The sequence below is a fragment of the Sphingobacterium prati genome (assembly GCF_013167215.1).
Taxonomy (GTDB): domain Bacteria; phylum Bacteroidota; class Bacteroidia; order Sphingobacteriales; family Sphingobacteriaceae; genus Sphingobacterium; species Sphingobacterium prati.
The window spans coordinates 144633-161897 of the sequence record NZ_JABJWY010000039.1 but is presented as its reverse complement, the minus strand read 5'-3'; the positions used below and the strand labels follow the sequence as shown (position 1 = coordinate 161897).

15 protein-coding genes and 1 tRNA gene are annotated in these 17265 nt (G+C 41.3%); 5 read left to right on the top strand and 11 right to left on the bottom strand.

The genetic code is table 11. The annotated features are described in order from the left end of the window. Nucleotides 1-55: 55 nt before the first annotated feature. Genes HPC41_RS23860 through HPC41_RS23850 form a run of 3 tightly spaced genes read right to left on the bottom strand, consistent with a single transcriptional unit; the run spans nucleotide 56 to nucleotide 3846 of the window. Nucleotides 56-1249, bottom strand: a complete 1194-nt coding sequence (locus HPC41_RS23860; protein ID WP_172396599.1) for a n-acyl-d-glucosamine 2-epimerase — start codon at nucleotides 1247-1249, stop codon at nucleotides 56-58. A 44-nt stretch (nucleotides 1250-1293) separates the two neighbouring features. Next, on the bottom strand, nucleotides 1294-2697 hold the full coding sequence (locus tag HPC41_RS23855; RefSeq protein ID WP_172396808.1) for a sugar porter family MFS transporter: 1404 nt from the start codon (nucleotides 2695-2697) through the stop codon (nucleotides 1294-1296). Nucleotides 2698-2739: 42 nt separating this feature from the next. Next, nucleotides 2740-3846: a DUF4434 domain-containing protein gene (locus HPC41_RS23850; protein WP_172396598.1), complete on the bottom strand. Its 1107-nt coding sequence runs from the start codon at nucleotides 3844-3846 to the stop codon at nucleotides 2740-2742. A 232-nt stretch (nucleotides 3847-4078) separates the two neighbouring features. Here HPC41_RS23850 and HPC41_RS23845 point away from each other — a divergent pair, with 232 nt between their 5' ends. After that, nucleotides 4079-5299, top strand: coding sequence for an ROK family transcriptional regulator (locus HPC41_RS23845; RefSeq protein WP_172396597.1), 1221 nt, complete (start codon nucleotides 4079-4081; stop codon nucleotides 5297-5299). A 223-nt stretch (nucleotides 5300-5522) separates the two neighbouring features. Here the strand turns inward: HPC41_RS23845 and HPC41_RS23840 are convergent, their stop codons facing one another. The 4 genes from HPC41_RS23840 to HPC41_RS23825 form a co-directional block, all read right to left on the bottom strand. Then, nucleotides 5523-6146, bottom strand: coding sequence for a porin family protein (locus tag HPC41_RS23840; protein WP_172396596.1), 624 nt, complete (start codon nucleotides 6144-6146; stop codon nucleotides 5523-5525). Nucleotides 6147-6515: 369 nt separating this feature from the next. Beyond that, nucleotides 6516-7172, bottom strand: a complete 657-nt coding sequence (locus HPC41_RS23835) for a hypothetical protein (RefSeq protein WP_172396595.1) — start codon at nucleotides 7170-7172, stop codon at nucleotides 6516-6518. 511 nt (nucleotides 7173-7683) lie between these two features. Then, a complete protein-coding gene (locus HPC41_RS23830) occupies nucleotides 7684-8817 on the bottom strand; it encodes an AI-2E family transporter (protein ID WP_172396594.1) in 1134 nt (377 codons plus the stop codon). A 116-nt stretch (nucleotides 8818-8933) separates the two neighbouring features. Further along, a complete protein-coding gene (locus HPC41_RS23825) occupies nucleotides 8934-9548 on the bottom strand; it encodes a porin family protein (protein WP_108636782.1) in 615 nt (204 codons plus the stop codon). Between the two features lie 379 nt (nucleotides 9549-9927). Here HPC41_RS23825 and HPC41_RS23820 point away from each other — a divergent pair. After that, nucleotides 9928-9998: transfer RNA gene (locus tag HPC41_RS23820), tRNA-Cys, on the top strand. 33 nt (nucleotides 9999-10031) lie between these two features. Further along, entirely contained in the window at nucleotides 10032-10211 is a 180-nt protein-coding gene (locus tag HPC41_RS23815) for a spore protein (protein ID WP_104385646.1), read from the top strand. A 34-nt stretch (nucleotides 10212-10245) separates the two neighbouring features. Here HPC41_RS23815 and HPC41_RS23810 read toward each other — a convergent pair whose 3' ends face one another. Further along, on the bottom strand, nucleotides 10246-10992 hold the full coding sequence (locus HPC41_RS23810; protein ID WP_172396593.1) for a copper homeostasis protein CutC: 747 nt from the start codon (nucleotides 10990-10992) through the stop codon (nucleotides 10246-10248). Between the two features lie 284 nt (nucleotides 10993-11276). On the opposite strand from HPC41_RS23810, the gene HPC41_RS23805 reads away from it, so the two are divergent. Beyond that, on the top strand, nucleotides 11277-11696 hold the full coding sequence (locus HPC41_RS23805; RefSeq protein ID WP_172396592.1) for a hypothetical protein: 420 nt from the start codon (nucleotides 11277-11279) through the stop codon (nucleotides 11694-11696). A gap of 45 nt (nucleotides 11697-11741) precedes the next feature. Further along, complete coding sequence (locus HPC41_RS23800) at nucleotides 11742-12035, top strand: Smr/MutS family protein (RefSeq protein WP_172396591.1); 294 nt, start codon at nucleotides 11742-11744, stop codon at nucleotides 12033-12035. A 50-nt stretch (nucleotides 12036-12085) separates the two neighbouring features. Here the strand turns inward: HPC41_RS23800 and HPC41_RS23795 are convergent, their stop codons facing one another. The 3 genes from HPC41_RS23795 to HPC41_RS23785 all read right to left on the bottom strand — a co-directional run bounded on the left by HPC41_RS23795 (nucleotide 12086) and on the right by HPC41_RS23785 (nucleotide 17248). Further along, nucleotides 12086-13066 carry a 3-keto-disaccharide hydrolase gene (locus HPC41_RS23795; RefSeq protein WP_172396590.1) on the bottom strand — a complete coding sequence of 327 codons (981 nt, stop codon included), beginning with the start codon at nucleotides 13064-13066 and terminating at the stop codon, nucleotides 12086-12088. 173 nt (nucleotides 13067-13239) lie between these two features. Continuing rightward, nucleotides 13240-14922: a sodium:solute symporter family protein gene (locus HPC41_RS23790; protein ID WP_172396589.1), complete on the bottom strand. Its 1683-nt coding sequence runs from the start codon at nucleotides 14920-14922 to the stop codon at nucleotides 13240-13242. Nucleotides 14923-14965: 43 nt separating this feature from the next. Continuing rightward, a complete protein-coding gene (locus tag HPC41_RS23785) occupies nucleotides 14966-17248 on the bottom strand; it encodes an FAD-dependent oxidoreductase (RefSeq protein WP_172396588.1) in 2283 nt (760 codons plus the stop codon). Nucleotides 17249-17265 lie beyond the last annotated feature (17 nt).

Below are 17265 nucleotides of genomic sequence, written 5' to 3'. Positions count from 1 at the left end.
AAATTAACTTTTAAAGAGCCGGCCCTGATGGGCAAAGGCCGGCGCCGGCCCCAAACTAAACAACTTGAACAAACAAATCTTTACAGGCAATATCTTCGAGTACTTTCCAGCATTGATAAAGGCCCCGCGGCACATGGAAACAACCTTTCCATTTACCTCCTTTAAGTGGCAACAGCACCTCTCCCTGTCTGTTAAGATATCCGAACCATTCTGGATATTCTGTATCTTTAAAATGCGCCCATGTATAATCGTGCACACGTTCAAACCAAGCTAGACACTCCGGCGAGCCGGTCAATTGATAGCCTTTAATAAGCGAAATCAAGGTTTCAATATGCACCCACCACAGTTTTTGGTCCCACTCCAGCTGTTGCGGGGGATTGCCCGACCGATCCATGAAATAGAAAATTCCACCATGTTGATGATCCCATCCATATTCGAGCATATTAAGCGTTATCTCTACGGCCTTTTGGATCAGATCGTCGCGTTCCAAGCGCTTGCCAAGATCCATGATAAACCACATTGCTTCGATCGCATGCCCAGGATTGATCAAGCGCCCGTCAAAGGTATCCGACAACTGCCCTTCCAAGGTGACATTTTCTAAGACAATACCACCGAGTTCCGGTCTGTAAAAAACCGCCATCACTTCATGCAAACAGTTATCAATAAAGCTATCCAACAGCTCCGCTGAAAGTAGGTGTTCAATTTCCAAGGCCAGGTTGCAGAGGATCATAGGAAGGGCAAAATTCTTCAGGCTTCGGCTACCCGGAACCGCTTTGTTCCACTTACCCTTCGGATTACCAAGCTTCGAACGGATCAGTCCGAAAGTCTGCTTCGCTACTTCAGCGTAACGTGGATTGCCTGTTGCCAGGTGAAGCTGCCCGAAAGCGATGGTCGCAAACGTATAGGAAAAAATGTTGTAAGGCTCTACGAGCGGGTTACCTACCCGATCTATTGCAAAGTACCAATTGTAGTTACCATCATGACCATGCTCCAGCAAAAAGGCGGCGCCATGTTCTGCTGCCTCAAGCCACTCCTGCTTTTTCTCCGTCTTGTTATACATGCTTGCAAACATATAAACCTCACGCGCTTGCAACCAGATAAACTTATCGGTGTCAAAAATCTGCCCTTTCCTGTCCAAGCAACTGTAATATCCACCATATTCCCTATCCAACGAATTTTCCAACCAAAAGGGCAATACGTTCTCTAACAGTTCCGATTTGTACTGTTCACTAAGTTTTTTAAAATCCATTTATAATCTAATTATTCTTTATACTTTCATTTATAATAAGCAGGTTAATGAATCCAATGTCGTTCAATATCTTCCAAGGATCTACCTGTTGTTTCCGGCACGAGTTTCCACACGATGAGCATATAGGGTACGCACATTGCTGCGAAAAGGAAAAAAGTTCCGCCGGGGCTTAAATTATCCAATAGCCATGGGGTAAGCTGTCCGATCAGGTAAGTGCCCAACCAAAGGGAAAGACCTGCTATGGACATGGCCAGTCCGCGAATGGAGTTTGGATACATTTCCGAGAGCAATACCCAGATTACCGCTGATATAGAAATGGCACAACAAAATACATAAGCTAAAAAACAGCTTAACATGAACAAGCTTGGGAGGCCAAGGACTTTGCCCCAAAAGAAATATACACCAATAAGCAAAAGAAAAACGATCATTCCTGAAACACCTAGGTATACCAGCTTCTTGCGCCCTATTTTATCAATGATAAAAACAGCCAGTACGGTTGTCAAGACATTGACCAATCCAACGATCACCTGATAGAAGAGTGAGTCGCCACCAGAAATGCCACTACTTTCAAAAATGGTAGGCCCGTAGTAAAGCACGGCATTTACCCCCATGAACTGCCCGAGAATGGCTATTGCAGCTCCGATCCACACTGCCTTACGTACTCCGGGTTGAGCCAACAGCTTCCAATCGACTTTTTTTTCTTTGGAACTTGCATCCTGAATTTTATTGAGCTCTGTCTTGGCCGCACTCTCCGAGCCATAGATCCGCCGGAATATATCATGTGCTTTTTCTGATCGACCATGTCTCACCAGCCAACGTGGACTTTCCGGAATGAAGAAGATAATGAGAAAGAAAAAAACAGCCGGCAATCCAGATATCCCAAGCATGCCACGCCATACTTCCTGATAGAATATGAGCCGAAGCCAATCATCTTGTAAATTTTGTGCATCACCGATCGCGTATTGCATAAGTAAATAGTTCACGATATAAGCACCCAGAAACCCGATCGTAACCGCCAGTTGATAGAGAGACACCAACCTGCCTCGATATTGGGGTACGGCAAGCTCTGAAATATACATAGGTGATATGATCGAAACCACCCCAATACCTATCCCTCCGATGATACGTGCATAAATAAGCTGTTGAAAATCAGAAGAAAGCATACAGTAAAGCGCCGAAACAGAAAACAGAACAGCACTGATAAACAACATTTTACGACGGCCAAAACGATCACCAAGGTAACCTCCGCAGGTAACACCCAGTATGGAACCTACCAATGCGCAGCCTACGTACCATCCCTGAGAAACGTTATCCAAGCCGTATTGTGTCGTTACCTGTGCGATGGTTCCAGATATAACCGCTGTATCGTATCCGAATAGAAATCCGCCTATAGCCGCCACGACCGAGAGGAAGCCGATATAATTTAAGTTAATTTGGTTATTGTTCATATCGATGATATTATTCATTAGGTATCTTGGTATTTATTGTTATCAACGGTTAAAGAATTGCATATAGCGGTCGTAAAGATTTGCCGCCTGACGATAAGCAGATTGCGGACTCATAAAGTGGGAGAACTCAAAGGTAATCGCTTTTTCGTAGTTGGCCCGCTTGGCTGCCTCCAACTTCAAGCGCAACTTATCGAATTTTATTGGCATAAACTTAATGGGCATATCACGATCAAATGTTTCGGCATTTGTCCAACAGGCGATGCCATAACGATCCGCAAGCTGCTTATTTACTGTAAAAAAAGAATCGAGTTCATTGTAATCGATGTGTCCATCCTGAAATGCGCAGGCATCTATAACGCCCTGTATACCATCAAATATCTCCGACCAATCTTCTTCATGTTGCCTAACGCTGACGGTATCTGACTTGGAAAGACCTGCTGAAGCTGACATTACGGCTTTTTTGCCATCTATCCAAGGAGAGATAAAGGTCGGTAAACCATCTGATATTGATTTACACATGCTCCCCAAATCGCGGAATGCGCGGATGGACCCTTTGGTTTTTCTACTGATCTCGCCACTGATATACCAACCGGCGAAGCTTTTATGCTTTACCCCATATTTCGACCACACCTCATCCACCACGTACTTGTTGTGTTCTACCTCTTTATACAAATCCCCTGTATCCCAATATGCACCAGAATCATACAGGCCAAAATAAAACAACATGTTGTATTTGTCCGCCAAACGTAAAAACATATCAAGCAAATCAGTACTAGGTTTATAGCAGCCTTGGGCAAGTAAATAATTCGAAGGATAGGTAATGAATTTGCGATAGCCAGATCGGATCAAAATAACGGTATTTATCCCCATTTTTTTCATATGCCTGAAATCTAGGTCCCATTCCGGCTCGCCCCAATTCTGATGTGGAATATCATGCGATATTTCATCAAGAAAAGTTGCCGTTATTGGAAGAGCATCGTTGGAATTCACCAAGTAAGTATCTCGAATCTCTGTATTGATCGTGGGAATTTTTTCCAAATCAGCCCCATCTTCTATACCGCAACGCTGCAACAGAATCGAGCTTCCCACTCCGGCAAGTCCGGTACGAAACGATTGTTTTAAAAATTTTCTACGATTCTGCTTATCCATAATGTTATTAGTTGGCATTTTTGCGACCTTCTGAACCAGGTTATAAGGCTTACCCGGCAGAAGACAATGCTAAATTAAAAATAAAATTTAATAATACAAGCTTTATTTATTAAAAATATTTAATAAATAAAGCTTGTATAAAAATATATAACATTATAGTAGCCATAAATACACATAACATTAAATATCTCCATTTAAATTTGTTAGATTTGTTTCTTACAATTTATATCCAATGACATTTTTTGAGCATATTGAAGACGAAAATATTTCTGGGGTAGCCTACAAGAACAATTCCATCAAGAAGAATATTATTGTCATCCTGTCTATGAACGGCAATAGTACCATCTCAGAATTAAGTAAGGAACTCAAACTTAGCGTACCAAAGATCACGAATGTAATCAATGAGTTGATAGAGGAAGGACTTGTAAAAGATTATGGAAAGTCGACTACTGTTAGTGGAAGGAAACCAAATATCTACGGCCTACTTCCCACTTCAGGCTTTTTTGTGGGGGTTGATGTTAAGCACGACCATGTGAATATAGGACTTATTGATCTCAACAAAAATATTGTATCTATTGCCGAGCACCTTCCCTATAAGTTGGCGAATAATCAAGCTTCTTTGGATAACCTCTGTAAAATCATTCAAGATTTTATAAAGAAATCCACTGTTCCGAAAGAAAAGATTTTAGCCTTGGGCATGAATCTAAGTGGCCGGATTAACTACAAGACAGGATATAGTTATAGTTTCTTCTATTTCAGTGAGACACCGCTAAGCAAATACCTTGAAGAAACTTTAAAAATAAAGACCTTCATTGAGAACGATTCACGAGCAATGGCTTATGGAGAGTTTATGTCAGGGGTAGTGAAACAGGAAAAAAATGTACTTTTTCTAAATCTCGATTATGGTATTGGGATGGGCACGCTTATCAACGGACAGATTTATTACGGCCAATCTGGATTTGCGGGTGAGTTTGGCCATATCCCGATGTTCGACAATGAAATCATCTGTCACTGTGGCAAGAAAGGTTGTCTTGAGACCGAGGCTTCTGGCCGCGCTTTAAAGGATCTTTTTATACAGAAAGTAAGCGAAGGCTATGCCACCACCTTAACACAAACCGTCCAGATCGAAGATATCAATTTAAACCACATTATTTCGGCAATTCACTCGGATGATGTGCTAGCAATTGAATTACTGGCGAAAATTGGCGAAAAACTCGGCAGAGCGATAGCCATTCTAATAAATCTCTACAATCCGGAATTAATTATTTTAGGTGGCCCCTTAGCACAAACTAACGATTATATCCTACTGCCGATAAAAAGTGCTATCAACAAATATTCACTAAATCTTGTGAGTACAGACACAAAAATCAAGCTATCGCAACTACAAGAAAAGGCGGGTGTCATCGGAGCGTGTTTACTTGTAAGGGATAGGCTTCTCGATATTAACCCATAGATATGCCATGTTCCCCGGTTCACTGAATTGTATAACAGTAATAGCCCTATTGCCCAATGGCGAAATTATCTTCGCTGGTAGATACAACTTGGAAGTAATGGATGAAGGGGATAAGATCTAGCTGTAATTATTGTGGTCAAAGAGTATAGCTAATATATGGGCGATAAACAAAGAAAGGGCCTTTCGTAAGAAAAGCCCTTTTTTTACTTGTTATAGTTTCTGTTTAGAATTGGTAGCCAACGCCTACTGAAAATACGCGGTTTTTAACCGATGCGCCACCGAAAGTTTCTTTGGCTGTATTAGTAAGTCCTAATCCATAACCACCATTGATTAAGAAGCCATTTGAAAGTTTATATCCTCCCAAAAAATTTAAGCCTGCATCAAATGTTTTAAAACCAGCATCACTAAAACTACTACCTTCACTTACATTCCCTTGTTTAGCTTTTGCATGTATACCAATTCCGGCATATGGACCTGCTCCGATAAAAAAGTTCCCAGAATTACCAGTAGGAATATTATACACAAAATTCACAGGAATCTCGATATACATTAAATTAACCTTAACATCATCACCAGTACCACCTTCCAATACAAATTCATTGGGAAAAGTGCCTCCTTTACCTTGTAAAGAAACACCCGGCTGAATACTGAAATTATTTGCTAACGGCATATCCGCATAACCAGTAACAAAAAAAGATGTTGTGGAATTTGTTGAAACACTGACATTGCTTCCAGACATCTCTAATTTAGCAAAGTTAACACCAGCTTTGAAACCATAAGAAGTCTGTGCTTTCGCTCCAGCAATAAAACATAATGCCGCTGCGATTGAGAGTAATTTTCTTTTCATTAAAAATAAATTAAATATAACACGAAAATAAGTTATATTTTTCTGATTCACAATAAGAAAATGCGGCAAAATTATATTTGTAAATACACAACGATTATTTCTTCAGAATAGCTAATTTGGCTGCTAATCTTTAAAAAAAACGCCAAGCATGTCTATGACATGCGAAAATTATTTTTATAATCGCACAAACAACCAAGGTATTCTAACCCTCTGAGCCATTTAAACGTCATCGACAACGAGAATCAATAACAAAAATAACACCCTCACTAAAACACCTTAAAACCATCAAATTTAAAATGACAATTCCCTCTTCTATCGACCAATCCAGTATCCTCCCTTTTTGCGAGCTGTGCTATCGCAGTATCAGACTTATACCCAAGATCCACCAACAGCTCGTACCTGTTTAGTACCTCTTTGGTATATCTCCGGTAGCTCTTTAGTACATTCCCAGTACCTTTTTGGTACCCTTTCGGTACACTCCCGGTAGCTTAACGGTGAATTAACAGTACCTTTGGTACCGAGGAATAGACTATTTAAGTACCTACCAACTCCTGACCATCTTCCACCTTTCTCCCAGCGTTGCTCGGAATTTCTTCGGGTGGGCTTCGGGTCACCCTCGGGAAAAATCAAAGGAAAATTCGAGGAAGACTGACGGCCCACTGCATGAAAGGCAGAAGTTGGGGCGAAGTTGGTCAGGCAAAAGTCCGAAGAAGGTGATACCTCTACCCCTCGTCGGCTAGCCTTCGACTCCGCTTCGGGACCCCTTCGGGACTCGTTCGAGACATGTTCGGCTACGCTTCGACTCGGCTTCGGCAAGCCTTCGACTACGCTTCGGGAACATCCCGAAGAACAGCCGAACAGCAGCCGAAGCACTCCCGAAGGAGGGGCGACGCAGGTACGGAGCAGGTCCGAAGGCCGCCCCAACAAAGCCCGAAGGCCAGTCGAAGAAATCTCTTGCTTAGATATTTTATGATCGCTGCTCTTCCAGCACTTTTGCAGCACTGGACAAGTACCTGTATAGTACATTTTTCCTTTGTCAATTTGCTTACGCAACGATTGCGTAAATAGTGCTATATCTGTGCTTAAGCAGTGCTTAACAGGTACTAGAAATATGCGGGTAAAATACAGTTGAAAATTGGCTGGTAACGCAGGTAATTGAACCCTGATTTTTTTTGATTTAATTTGGCTTAAACGGGGAGGAATCTTTTGTATCAAAAGTTGCATCAGTTACATTTCTCCCAAAAAGAGGTCAAACTGTTTCAAAGTTCAGAAAATAAAAAAAATTGTGGGCAATTTTACCTTTATATGGAAACAGTACACGCCACGCTACCCGTAAGAACAGCGTTCCAGGGCGTGTCTTTTGTTTTGTAGACCTTTTTAAGCCACATTCTCTGTATGAAAAGATCGCGGCTTATTTATCTCTGAATTTGACAATATACGACATTATTTATCTCATCTCAGTTACTATAGACGAGTTGGTTACTGGTAGCCAATGGAGGAAGATAAAACTACTCACAAGTTCAAGCCAAATGCAAACCTATTCCTTCTCCTCATTTTCAATAATTTTCTTCTCAATGGGATTTAAAGTCTCAAATAAATCTTTGTATACCTCATCTTTGCTATCCTCTTCCCCTAGCAGAAATCCCCAAGGTTTAAGCTCTTTGATACGGTCCATCACAATCTTGGCTATCGCCAAAATAGGAATGGCTAAGAACATGCCAGAAATACCCCAGACCATCTCGCCGATAATAATGGACAGCATGGCAAATAAGGAATTGACCTTTACTTTGGATCCTACAATTTTGGGAACGATAAAATTGCTGTCAATCATATGTACAATAATCAATGCTAAGATTACTAATACCACATGGGTCAACGACGAGGTAGCAAAGGTAAGAATGGAGATAATAAGCATGGACGAGAAGATACCCACATATGGCAGTACATTGAAAACGCCTGTGATTAAAGCCAAGAGTAGACTGTACTTCACACCAATTAAGGAGAGGCAAATAAAAACCAAAAGCGAAACCAAACTCATTTGGATCAGTAGCCCAATCAGATACTTTTTGACTACATATTGAATTTGCCTGACAACATCCACAACAATAGGTCGATCTTCGACACGGTTGACAAACAAAAGAAACTTGACAATATGCCCCCTGTAAATCAGTAGGAAGAAGGTATAAAGAAATGTGAAAACAAATAAAATAAACAGGGAGGAAAGTGAAACCAACGCCGTTCCTAAAAACAGGGTACCTGAATCAACCGACTTTGAAGCTGTTTTGTTGATGAATTCCATCTGCTCTTTGTGCTGTATTCCAAACTGTTGACTGACCCAACTTTGCAATTTACCTGCGCCATCCATGATCTGCTCTTTAAATGCTGGAAAATCCTCTTTGAGCAGTGTAAGCTGTGACGCCAGAAGAAATAAGCCGTAACCCAACGCGCCAAAAAAGAGAATCACACTGAGTATTCCGGCCAATGTTCTTGGAAAATGCAACTTACGCTCCATAAAATTGCTCAGTGGAATCAAAAGCAGAGAGAACAGCAAGCCTAAAATCATCGGGATCAGTATTGTATCACCTATCTTGGCCAGATAACCTAAAAGAAGGATACTGATTAATACGCAGGCTAACTTCACATAAAAGGGTAAAGTGAGGAATCTTTTCATTGAATATTCTTTTGAATAAAAATAACAATTTCGGCTGACTTAAGTTTAGGGAAATAAAAGAGTCCCTACACATGCAGGGACTCTTTCCTCATAATAAGCTTAAATACTTATATTTCTTATAGTCCAAATCCGATACCGATCGACCATACACGGTTTTTAGCCTTATCACCAGGTGCAGGAGCCAAATTAGTTAAACCTAAACCGTAACCAGCATTGATCTGAAATCCATTGGATAATTGATATCCTGCTAAGAAATTCACACCAAAATCAGTACGCTTTAAATCATCTGTATCATCACTTCCAAAATTAAGGTCTCGTTCTATTTTTACATCTCCTTCTCCAATTTCCCCTTTACGTTTTCCACTCAATGCAAATCCAACATATGGACCAGCTCCGATAAAGAAATTACCTGAACCCGTAGGAAATTTCGCTACAGCATTCACAGGTATGTCCAAGGACATCACACTCTCCTTAATTTCGGAGGAAGATCCTGGTGTCCATTTACCACCCTTATTCTGAAGAGATAATCCCGGTTGAATGGAAAAGTTAGGTGACACAGGAGCATCCAAGTAACCCGTTACAAAAAATCCTGTATTCGATTCTGTGCTTTCATTATCTAATGAGTATTTAGGAATGTTTACGCCCGCACGGAGTCCATATCCCAATCCACCTTGTGCAAAAGCTCCTAATGAACCAAATAAAATTGCTGCAGATAATAATAGTTTTTTCATGTTTCCTAATTTAATTTACTTTGTTCTTTTATCATTTACTCTCATATATTTCTTGTACGAGAATTATTACAGTGACATTTGCAATATCTATTCCAAAATGCATAAACTATTCATATTCACTTCAAAACAAAAGAAAAAACTTATGCCTTATTTTTTTTGAATGTCCTCTAAAAGATACAGTAGCTTATTAAAGCTGGCCCTTATTCAACCATGATACTCATTAAAGCATGTGCTCTTAAAGTCTGGATAAGTACCATAACCAAAAACTACCCCCTTGGTTTTCAGAATAATGCTCGAAAACGCAAAAGTTTTATCACAAAGATTTTTTAATTCCAATTATAAGTTTTATTTTTGCAGACCTTCAAAAGAAAAAAAATAGGGTCGGATGGCCGAGTGGCTAGGCTGAGGTCTGCAAAACCTCCTACAGCGGTTCGAATCCGCTTCCGACCTCGTTTTATTTTAAACAATAAAAATATTATCAAAATGGGAGTTACACGTTTAAAAAGAAAAGATAGAAGAAATAAAACTGTTTCACGTGTTGAAGTTCAGTTCTTGAAATTAGGAACTAACGTTGAGTTAGGTTCAAGATCAAAAATGAAAGCTGACAACCAAATCGTTAAAAACGATGCTATCTTAAATCAATTAGCTGCAGAAGCTAAATAAGCACAAAGAAATTAGCAGCCTTTAAAGTTTCACTTTAAAGGCTTTTTAATAAGTCTACCATTTGGTGGACTTTTTCTTTTGAGCTCATCCACTGCGCCTCATCCATCCCCTTCACCTGATCCTGCGAAAATTTCATCTTTGATGGTTGGCTCTCTTTTGCTGAACTATGGATCGCAATGGCGCCAGTATCCGCCAAGATCGTCTTAATATTGGAAGCATCCACTCCGGCTCCTGGCATAATCACAATACGCCCGGCAGCCTGTTCAATCAATTGTTTCAGCAACGGTGCACCTGACAAAGCTGAATTTCTCAAACCCGAAGTCAAGATACGGTCAATACCTAAAGCAATGACATCTTCCAATGCACCAAAGGGATCTTGAACACGATCAAAAGCGCGGTGAAATGTTACATGCATAGGCCGTGCAGCATCAACCAAACGCTTCGTATTGGCCTTGTCCACGGTCCCATCCGCATTTAACACACCGATAACGACTCCATCCATCCCCAATTCCTTACAGAGCTCGATATCGGCGATCATCTCTAGCATCTCTTCCTCCGTATACAGAAAGTCACCCCCACGCGGTCTGATCAGCACGTGAATCCCGATTTTAACAAGTTTGCGCACCAACTTCAATTGACCAAAAGACGGGGTTGTACCACCATTCTCCAGATTTTGACAAAACTCAATGCGCGTTGCTCCTCCTTGCTCTGCTTCAATTGCTGACGCCACCGAATTGGAGCATATTTCTAACTGATAATTTCCGATTGCTGTTTCCTTCATTCAATTCTATTTTTAACCTGTTTTATGCAATGCGAATAACGCAAAAAAAAAGCAAATTACCTATTTTCTAATAGGCAGCAGACATATCGCCTTTTTAAAGCTCCGCAAGAATTGTCCATCTTTTAAAGATAGCTACCCGGTGGTTGACCATGCTTGATTTTATACTTATTGTTAGTCTATTATTCAAGTTAGGAAAACATTTCTCCAAACCATTTGTATATACCTTACATGCTTTTATTTAAAATATTAATAACCAACACTATATAAACTTTAAGTAAAATATCATGGCTATTATATCAAGAAATATGGAGACACAGGAAAAGATCATCAGTACTTTTGAGGAACTCCAGTCGACTTTACATGGCCTGAAAAACCAGGTTGCTGAATTTGAAATTTTGTTTAACCAGGCATGTGATCGGCATATCGAATCTGATTTTCAAAAAGAATGGTTGCTGGACCGTATTTCTTCCCGCCATGCGACAATTGTGACCAGACACGACAGCCTGCAACTTATTCAGGAAGCGGTTTCAGCTTACCGAGATTACGATGGTTTCTTTTTAGATCATCATCAGTTGATACAATCGCTCGAACTGCTCATGCTAAGCCATGCAGAAAAAGAGGAATATGAAATCGCAGCCATCATCAAAAAATGGCATAAAAAATTTGCTCAAGCAGTTGATTTCGCTAAAGACCTCACCTATTAAGTCATTGTTTTATTTTACATTTGCGGTATTGTAAAATATTGAAGCATGCGCAAACCACCCGCTATAGTTGATCTACATGCAGATGCTTTCCTCGAAGACTGGGAAGACTACTCCGCTGACGAACTTATGCTAGAATCCATTGATTTCCTCAGATCCAACTTGGATGCTGCCATTTATTGGGAAATGAACGAAATCAAATTTATTCACGGCAAAGGAAAGGGTACTTTAAAAAAAATGATATTTAAGGAATTACAAGATTACAAAGAGAGTGGTTCAATAGATCGGTATTACACCTCTTACCAGAACGAAGATGTGGTGGTAGTCGTGATCGGAATCTAAAAGAGACTACCCAAAAAGATAGTCTCTCCTAAAATAAATATATATCACTATTATTTGATCGCTGGCGTGATAATTACTTTACGGAATTCAACCGGTCCATGATCGCCCTGGAAATAAATTGGTCCCGGTTCAGCTTCCCTACTATCTAACGCGCCTCCGGTAATGCCTGGGATCTCCTGATTACTAATTACTGTTTTACCATTAGCTACCACAGTCACCAGACGCCCTACCAATGTAATATCATAAGTCTGCCATTCACCGGCTCCTTTATTCACCATTTCATTTGCAGCCAAGAAGCCATAGACTCCTGCAAAAAGTACCGCATTAGGATGTGCATCTTTTGGACTGTCTTCAATCTGCACCTCATAACGCCCTCTGAGATAAACTCCACTATTACTTCCTGCAGGGATTTTAAACTCTACATGTAGTTTAAAATCTTCGAATTTTTGCTCCGATACAAGGTTAGAACCGGATTGAGGGCTGGTTAATATGCCATTTTTCACAATCCATTGATTGGTTTTTCCGGTAGCCTTCCATCCGGAGAGGTCTTTTCCATTAAAAAGTTGGATTGGTTTCCCCCATTTTACGGCGGCTGTCCGTTTTAATTCCGGCGCACGTACTCCTTTAAAGCGATGTGTTTTCCCATCTGGTTCTGTTATGGTTCCCTGCAAAGCCCCGTTTAAAATCTCGCCTTCTACACTGAGATTCATCTTTCCGCCTTCCCATTGTGGTGGTATCGCAAATTTGAACTTCCCATTTTCATAAAAGACCTGTGAAACAGGCCGTGCACTTCCTGAAGTACTTACATAGTGGCCTACCAAAGTCTTGTGGCCTGACAATTTCACTTCAAGCCAGGAAGGTGCCGGCGTACCATTGACGTCGACTTCAATATCCCAACGCCCGATCAACTCTTTTCCTTCAACTTCTTGCTCGTAATGTACATATTCTTTTGCGAGTGGTTTAGCAGAAATCACTTGTGGCAACGCACAAGAAGCTAAAATCCCTAAAAGAAAAGCAGTATTTCTTTTCATCTTATTTATGTTTATATTCTAATTGACAATAAATTTTAAGCAATTTAACTGTTTAATAGCGGGTTTACAAGCATTATAAAGTTAAAAAACACTAAGAAAGCAAAGCCTTACACGTAATATGTGCTAATTTCTGAGTAATGATCTTATAAAAAACTTGCTACATTAACATCAATTTAAGCCCGATTTATAAAAACTTTATTGGCTGCGCGCCATGGAATCAACGCACTGATAAGTATTACTGTAGCAATTCCGCCAACCAATGGAGAACCGCCTGCAAAGAAAAAGCACAATACGTACAGTAACAACGCAATAAAGGTGAGCGAAAATGCAATCATTTTCAATCCAAATTTATTCTGGCTTTTTAATGCGATCTCCTCTTCTTTATCTATTTGCTGTATAGCTTCCTTGCGCGCGGCTTTAGTTAGCTTGAGCGAAAGGTATTCTGAACTTACCTGTCCACGTGACTTTGCATACAATTCAACACAAGCCAACAAAACAAAGGGTAATACAACACCAAGCAGCATCTCATTGGCTCTGCTAAGTTTATAGTCTATCAATAAAGGAAAAACAATTTTAAACAGAAGATTTACGCTTAAACTGACGGCTGTTATATATACTGTGGCCTTACCTGTCAACCGCTTTGAGAACAAGGCCCATATCGGCGGTGCCAATAATGGTCCTCCCGTAATGGCACCTATACTGAGGGTAAACTCGACTATCCCCCCAATCAGTGGCACAATCAGTGCAACAATAATCATAAAAAACCCAAAAAACCAGGATGATGCACGGGCGATAAACATCAGTTTTTTTTCCGATGCCTGCGGGTGTAACGTTCCCTTATAAATATCGTTCGTAAACACAGCTGACACAACATTCAAGGCTGTATTTGCGGATGCCGATGTAGAGAAGTACATCCCCGTAAGCATCAATCCAAGTAATCCCGCAGGGAGCACTTGCTTACAAACCATAATGTAGGCCGTCTCTGTAGCCAATCCGGTCAAACCCGGATTGATCGCCTTGTAAACCATGGGCGGAATCATCCACAAAATCGGGCTAGCGATATATAAGGCTGCAAATAAATAAGCAACTTTGGATGCCGACCGTGGTGTATCAACACTTGTATAGCGCTGTACAAATGTCCAATTACCTCCAATATAAAAAATATGGTATAATGCAAAAGCTACAATAAAACCCCAGGTATACTCACCGTTGACAACATTGAAAAAATCATCCGGTACTTTATCCAAGAAGGACTGCACACCGCCAACTTCCTCAAAAACCAACGGAATGACGATCACGATCGCTGCTGTCAGGACAACAAATTGTAGAATATCTGTCACCATTACCGCCCACAACCCTCCGATGGCCGTATAAGCAATCATTAAGATCCCCAAAACGATGGTAACTGGTATTAAAGGATAGTCCAACGATTCGGAAACCAGTTTGGCTACCGAATACAAAACCGACCCTTTCAGAAATACCGACACGATCATAAAGACGTAGATGTAACACTTCTGCACAGCACTCCCCAGACGCTCCTTAATAAACTCAGCAGCAGTAAGATTTCCTGTTGCCTTCCATTTAGGAGCTAGGTAAAGCCCTGTTATCAGCCCGCCTATACACATGGTCCACTGAATGGTAATCGCGACCCAGCCATGGCTATAGGCTATGGAGCCCCATGCAACAAAAGTTCCGGCTGAAAAAAAACTCATGAACAGGGACATCCCTCCTATAAACCAGGGCACGGATTCACCGCCGGCAAAAAAAGACTTTAGGTTTCTTCCGGTTCGTGAGAAGCTTATCCCGACCAGCATTATAAATACCGAAAAAACGATTATGACTATTGTATCTATCATCTTGTATCAAACATTAAATTACTGAATATTATCATTTTATAGACTATGCATAACACCTAATAGCAAAGACGGCTGCTGGCACTTCCGCAGAAGGGTGCTCAAGAGATACAATCAGCTGGTCGGTAACACAGGATTCCGGAAGTTCTATCACATTTCTAGTCTGAAAATTTCCCCGGTGCGTATATATAGTCTTTCCATTTCCATCTTCAATGCTATAATTCCGCACACAGAATGGCATAACGGTCTCAGGGTGGGTCATTAATACAGACTCCATTGCATGATCCCAGTCGGTATCAAAATTAATTTCGATCCTTCTAATGCGCTGTTTCTGCTTCCATTTAACTGAAATCATCGGCTGCTTATCGTCAGTAGTGGCGACCCAGATATTCGGACGAATTGTTGGTCGGTCTATACCATTACGCACATTTTCGACTCCAAAGACCGATAGGCCCGCTGTTAGCTGAATGGCGAGATTATGTCCTTCGGGGCGACGTTGTGGCGTCCAAAATTCAAATGAATCTACTCCAGATCCCGGTAGGGCTACCTGTTTCCCGTTGTTTGAAACCGCTTTGTTCACGCCGTTAAAAACGGATAGTAATCCCGATATCCGTTGGCGGGTATAGGCCAAGCGAATATGCTCGTTTTGGAGAAATGTGAGGAAGATATACTGATCCTCACTTATCTCCAATCCAAAATCCAGTGTTAATGTCTGAAAGCCCGGTTTTACACGAATTTGCATTTTCGCCAGCTCCCGGTCTGGCGTGAAACCACCTTTCCGATCGCTACCCCTCAGCTCCACGTCCAATACTGTTGTCTGTGTAGCTTCAATATCCAAAAAAAAGATGGGCAAGGTACCCGCAGTGACAGGAATAAGTTGTGCCGCAGCTATATTCAGGGTTTTCCACAGCATATTCTCTTTGGAGAATCCCTTAAAGTCCAGGTTGCTCGAAGAGGTTAGTTCGGCCTGCTGTACAAGATCGCTGCTATCAGATAGATGAAAACCAGGAATATATTGACCGGACCGTTGCAGTTCTTTTTGTAATTCCTTCATGTAACCTGGCTGACCAATCTCTCTTGGTAAAAGCTGCTGCTGAATACATAGTTTTGCTGCCATCGCCACAGCTTGTGCTACGTAAGCACATGTCGCCATTACCCGAGTAGCTCCAAATGCGACATGGGATACACTGATCAAACGACCTGCTAAAAAGAGATTTTCGATGTTATGACTATATAAACAACGATAAGGTATTTGAAATACTCCTTTACTATGCCATTGATTGCACGGCTGACGCTCGCTAAACACTCCGTCTGCAGGGTGCAGATCAATGGACCATCCGCCGTAGGCAACAGCATCCGGATGTTGACGCTGCTCGATCACATCCTTCTGTCTCAAGATATAATCACCTTCAAACCGACGGCTTTCTCGTTTTCCGGGAACCATTCCAACCCATTCCAATGTCAAGGTATCGGCTTCGGGAAATTGTCCGGAATTTTTGATATAATCCCATACGCCATAGATGACTTTCCAAAGTTCCCACTTGATCTCTTCGGTATCGTGTACGGTATCTAAACGCCCGCCGTATTCCACCCACCACAGCTTGCATCCATGTTCCTTGGCGTTGAAATTTTTGAATCTCGGTATTTCTTTGGTTACATCCATCGCAAAAGCAGGGGCAGTATAAGACACCGATTTTCCGACATCTTTGGTATAGAAATAGAGCGTGTGCCCCAATAGTTCACCATACGAAGTATCTGGCGCCATGGCCTCATCAAACTCTTCACAGGTTTCAGCGCCCATACGGAAAGCTGCCCCAGATAAAAAGCCGACTATCCCGTCCCCCGACGCATCACAAAATAAGGATGACAATAGCTCATATTGTGTTGAATTCTGACTGCAAAAAGCGCTCAAAGATTTTATACGATCACCAGCTTCCTTATGGACTTCGTAGACACTGGTATTGAGCAACAACCGAATGTTGGCCTCTTGCTTTACCTTGTCGAGCAGAATCATATCCAATATAACAGCATTGCCCTCCGGATTGCGATACACATTTTCAACCAATATCTCGTCAATAACACCACCTTCTCGACTCCAACGATTGTTGTTACCCATATGGGAAGTAGCGCCCAATATCCACAACCTCACCTCACTGGAGGCATTTCCCCCAAGTACAGAGCGATCCTGTACCAAGACGACACGCAAACCTTGCCTAGCTGCCGTAATCGCAGCACACACGCCAGACATCCCTCCGCCAACAACTACGAGATCTGCGGCAATAACTTCTTTCTTCAATGTCCTGGAGGCTCCTCCCTTACTATAAATCATATATGCTTTCTTTTTTA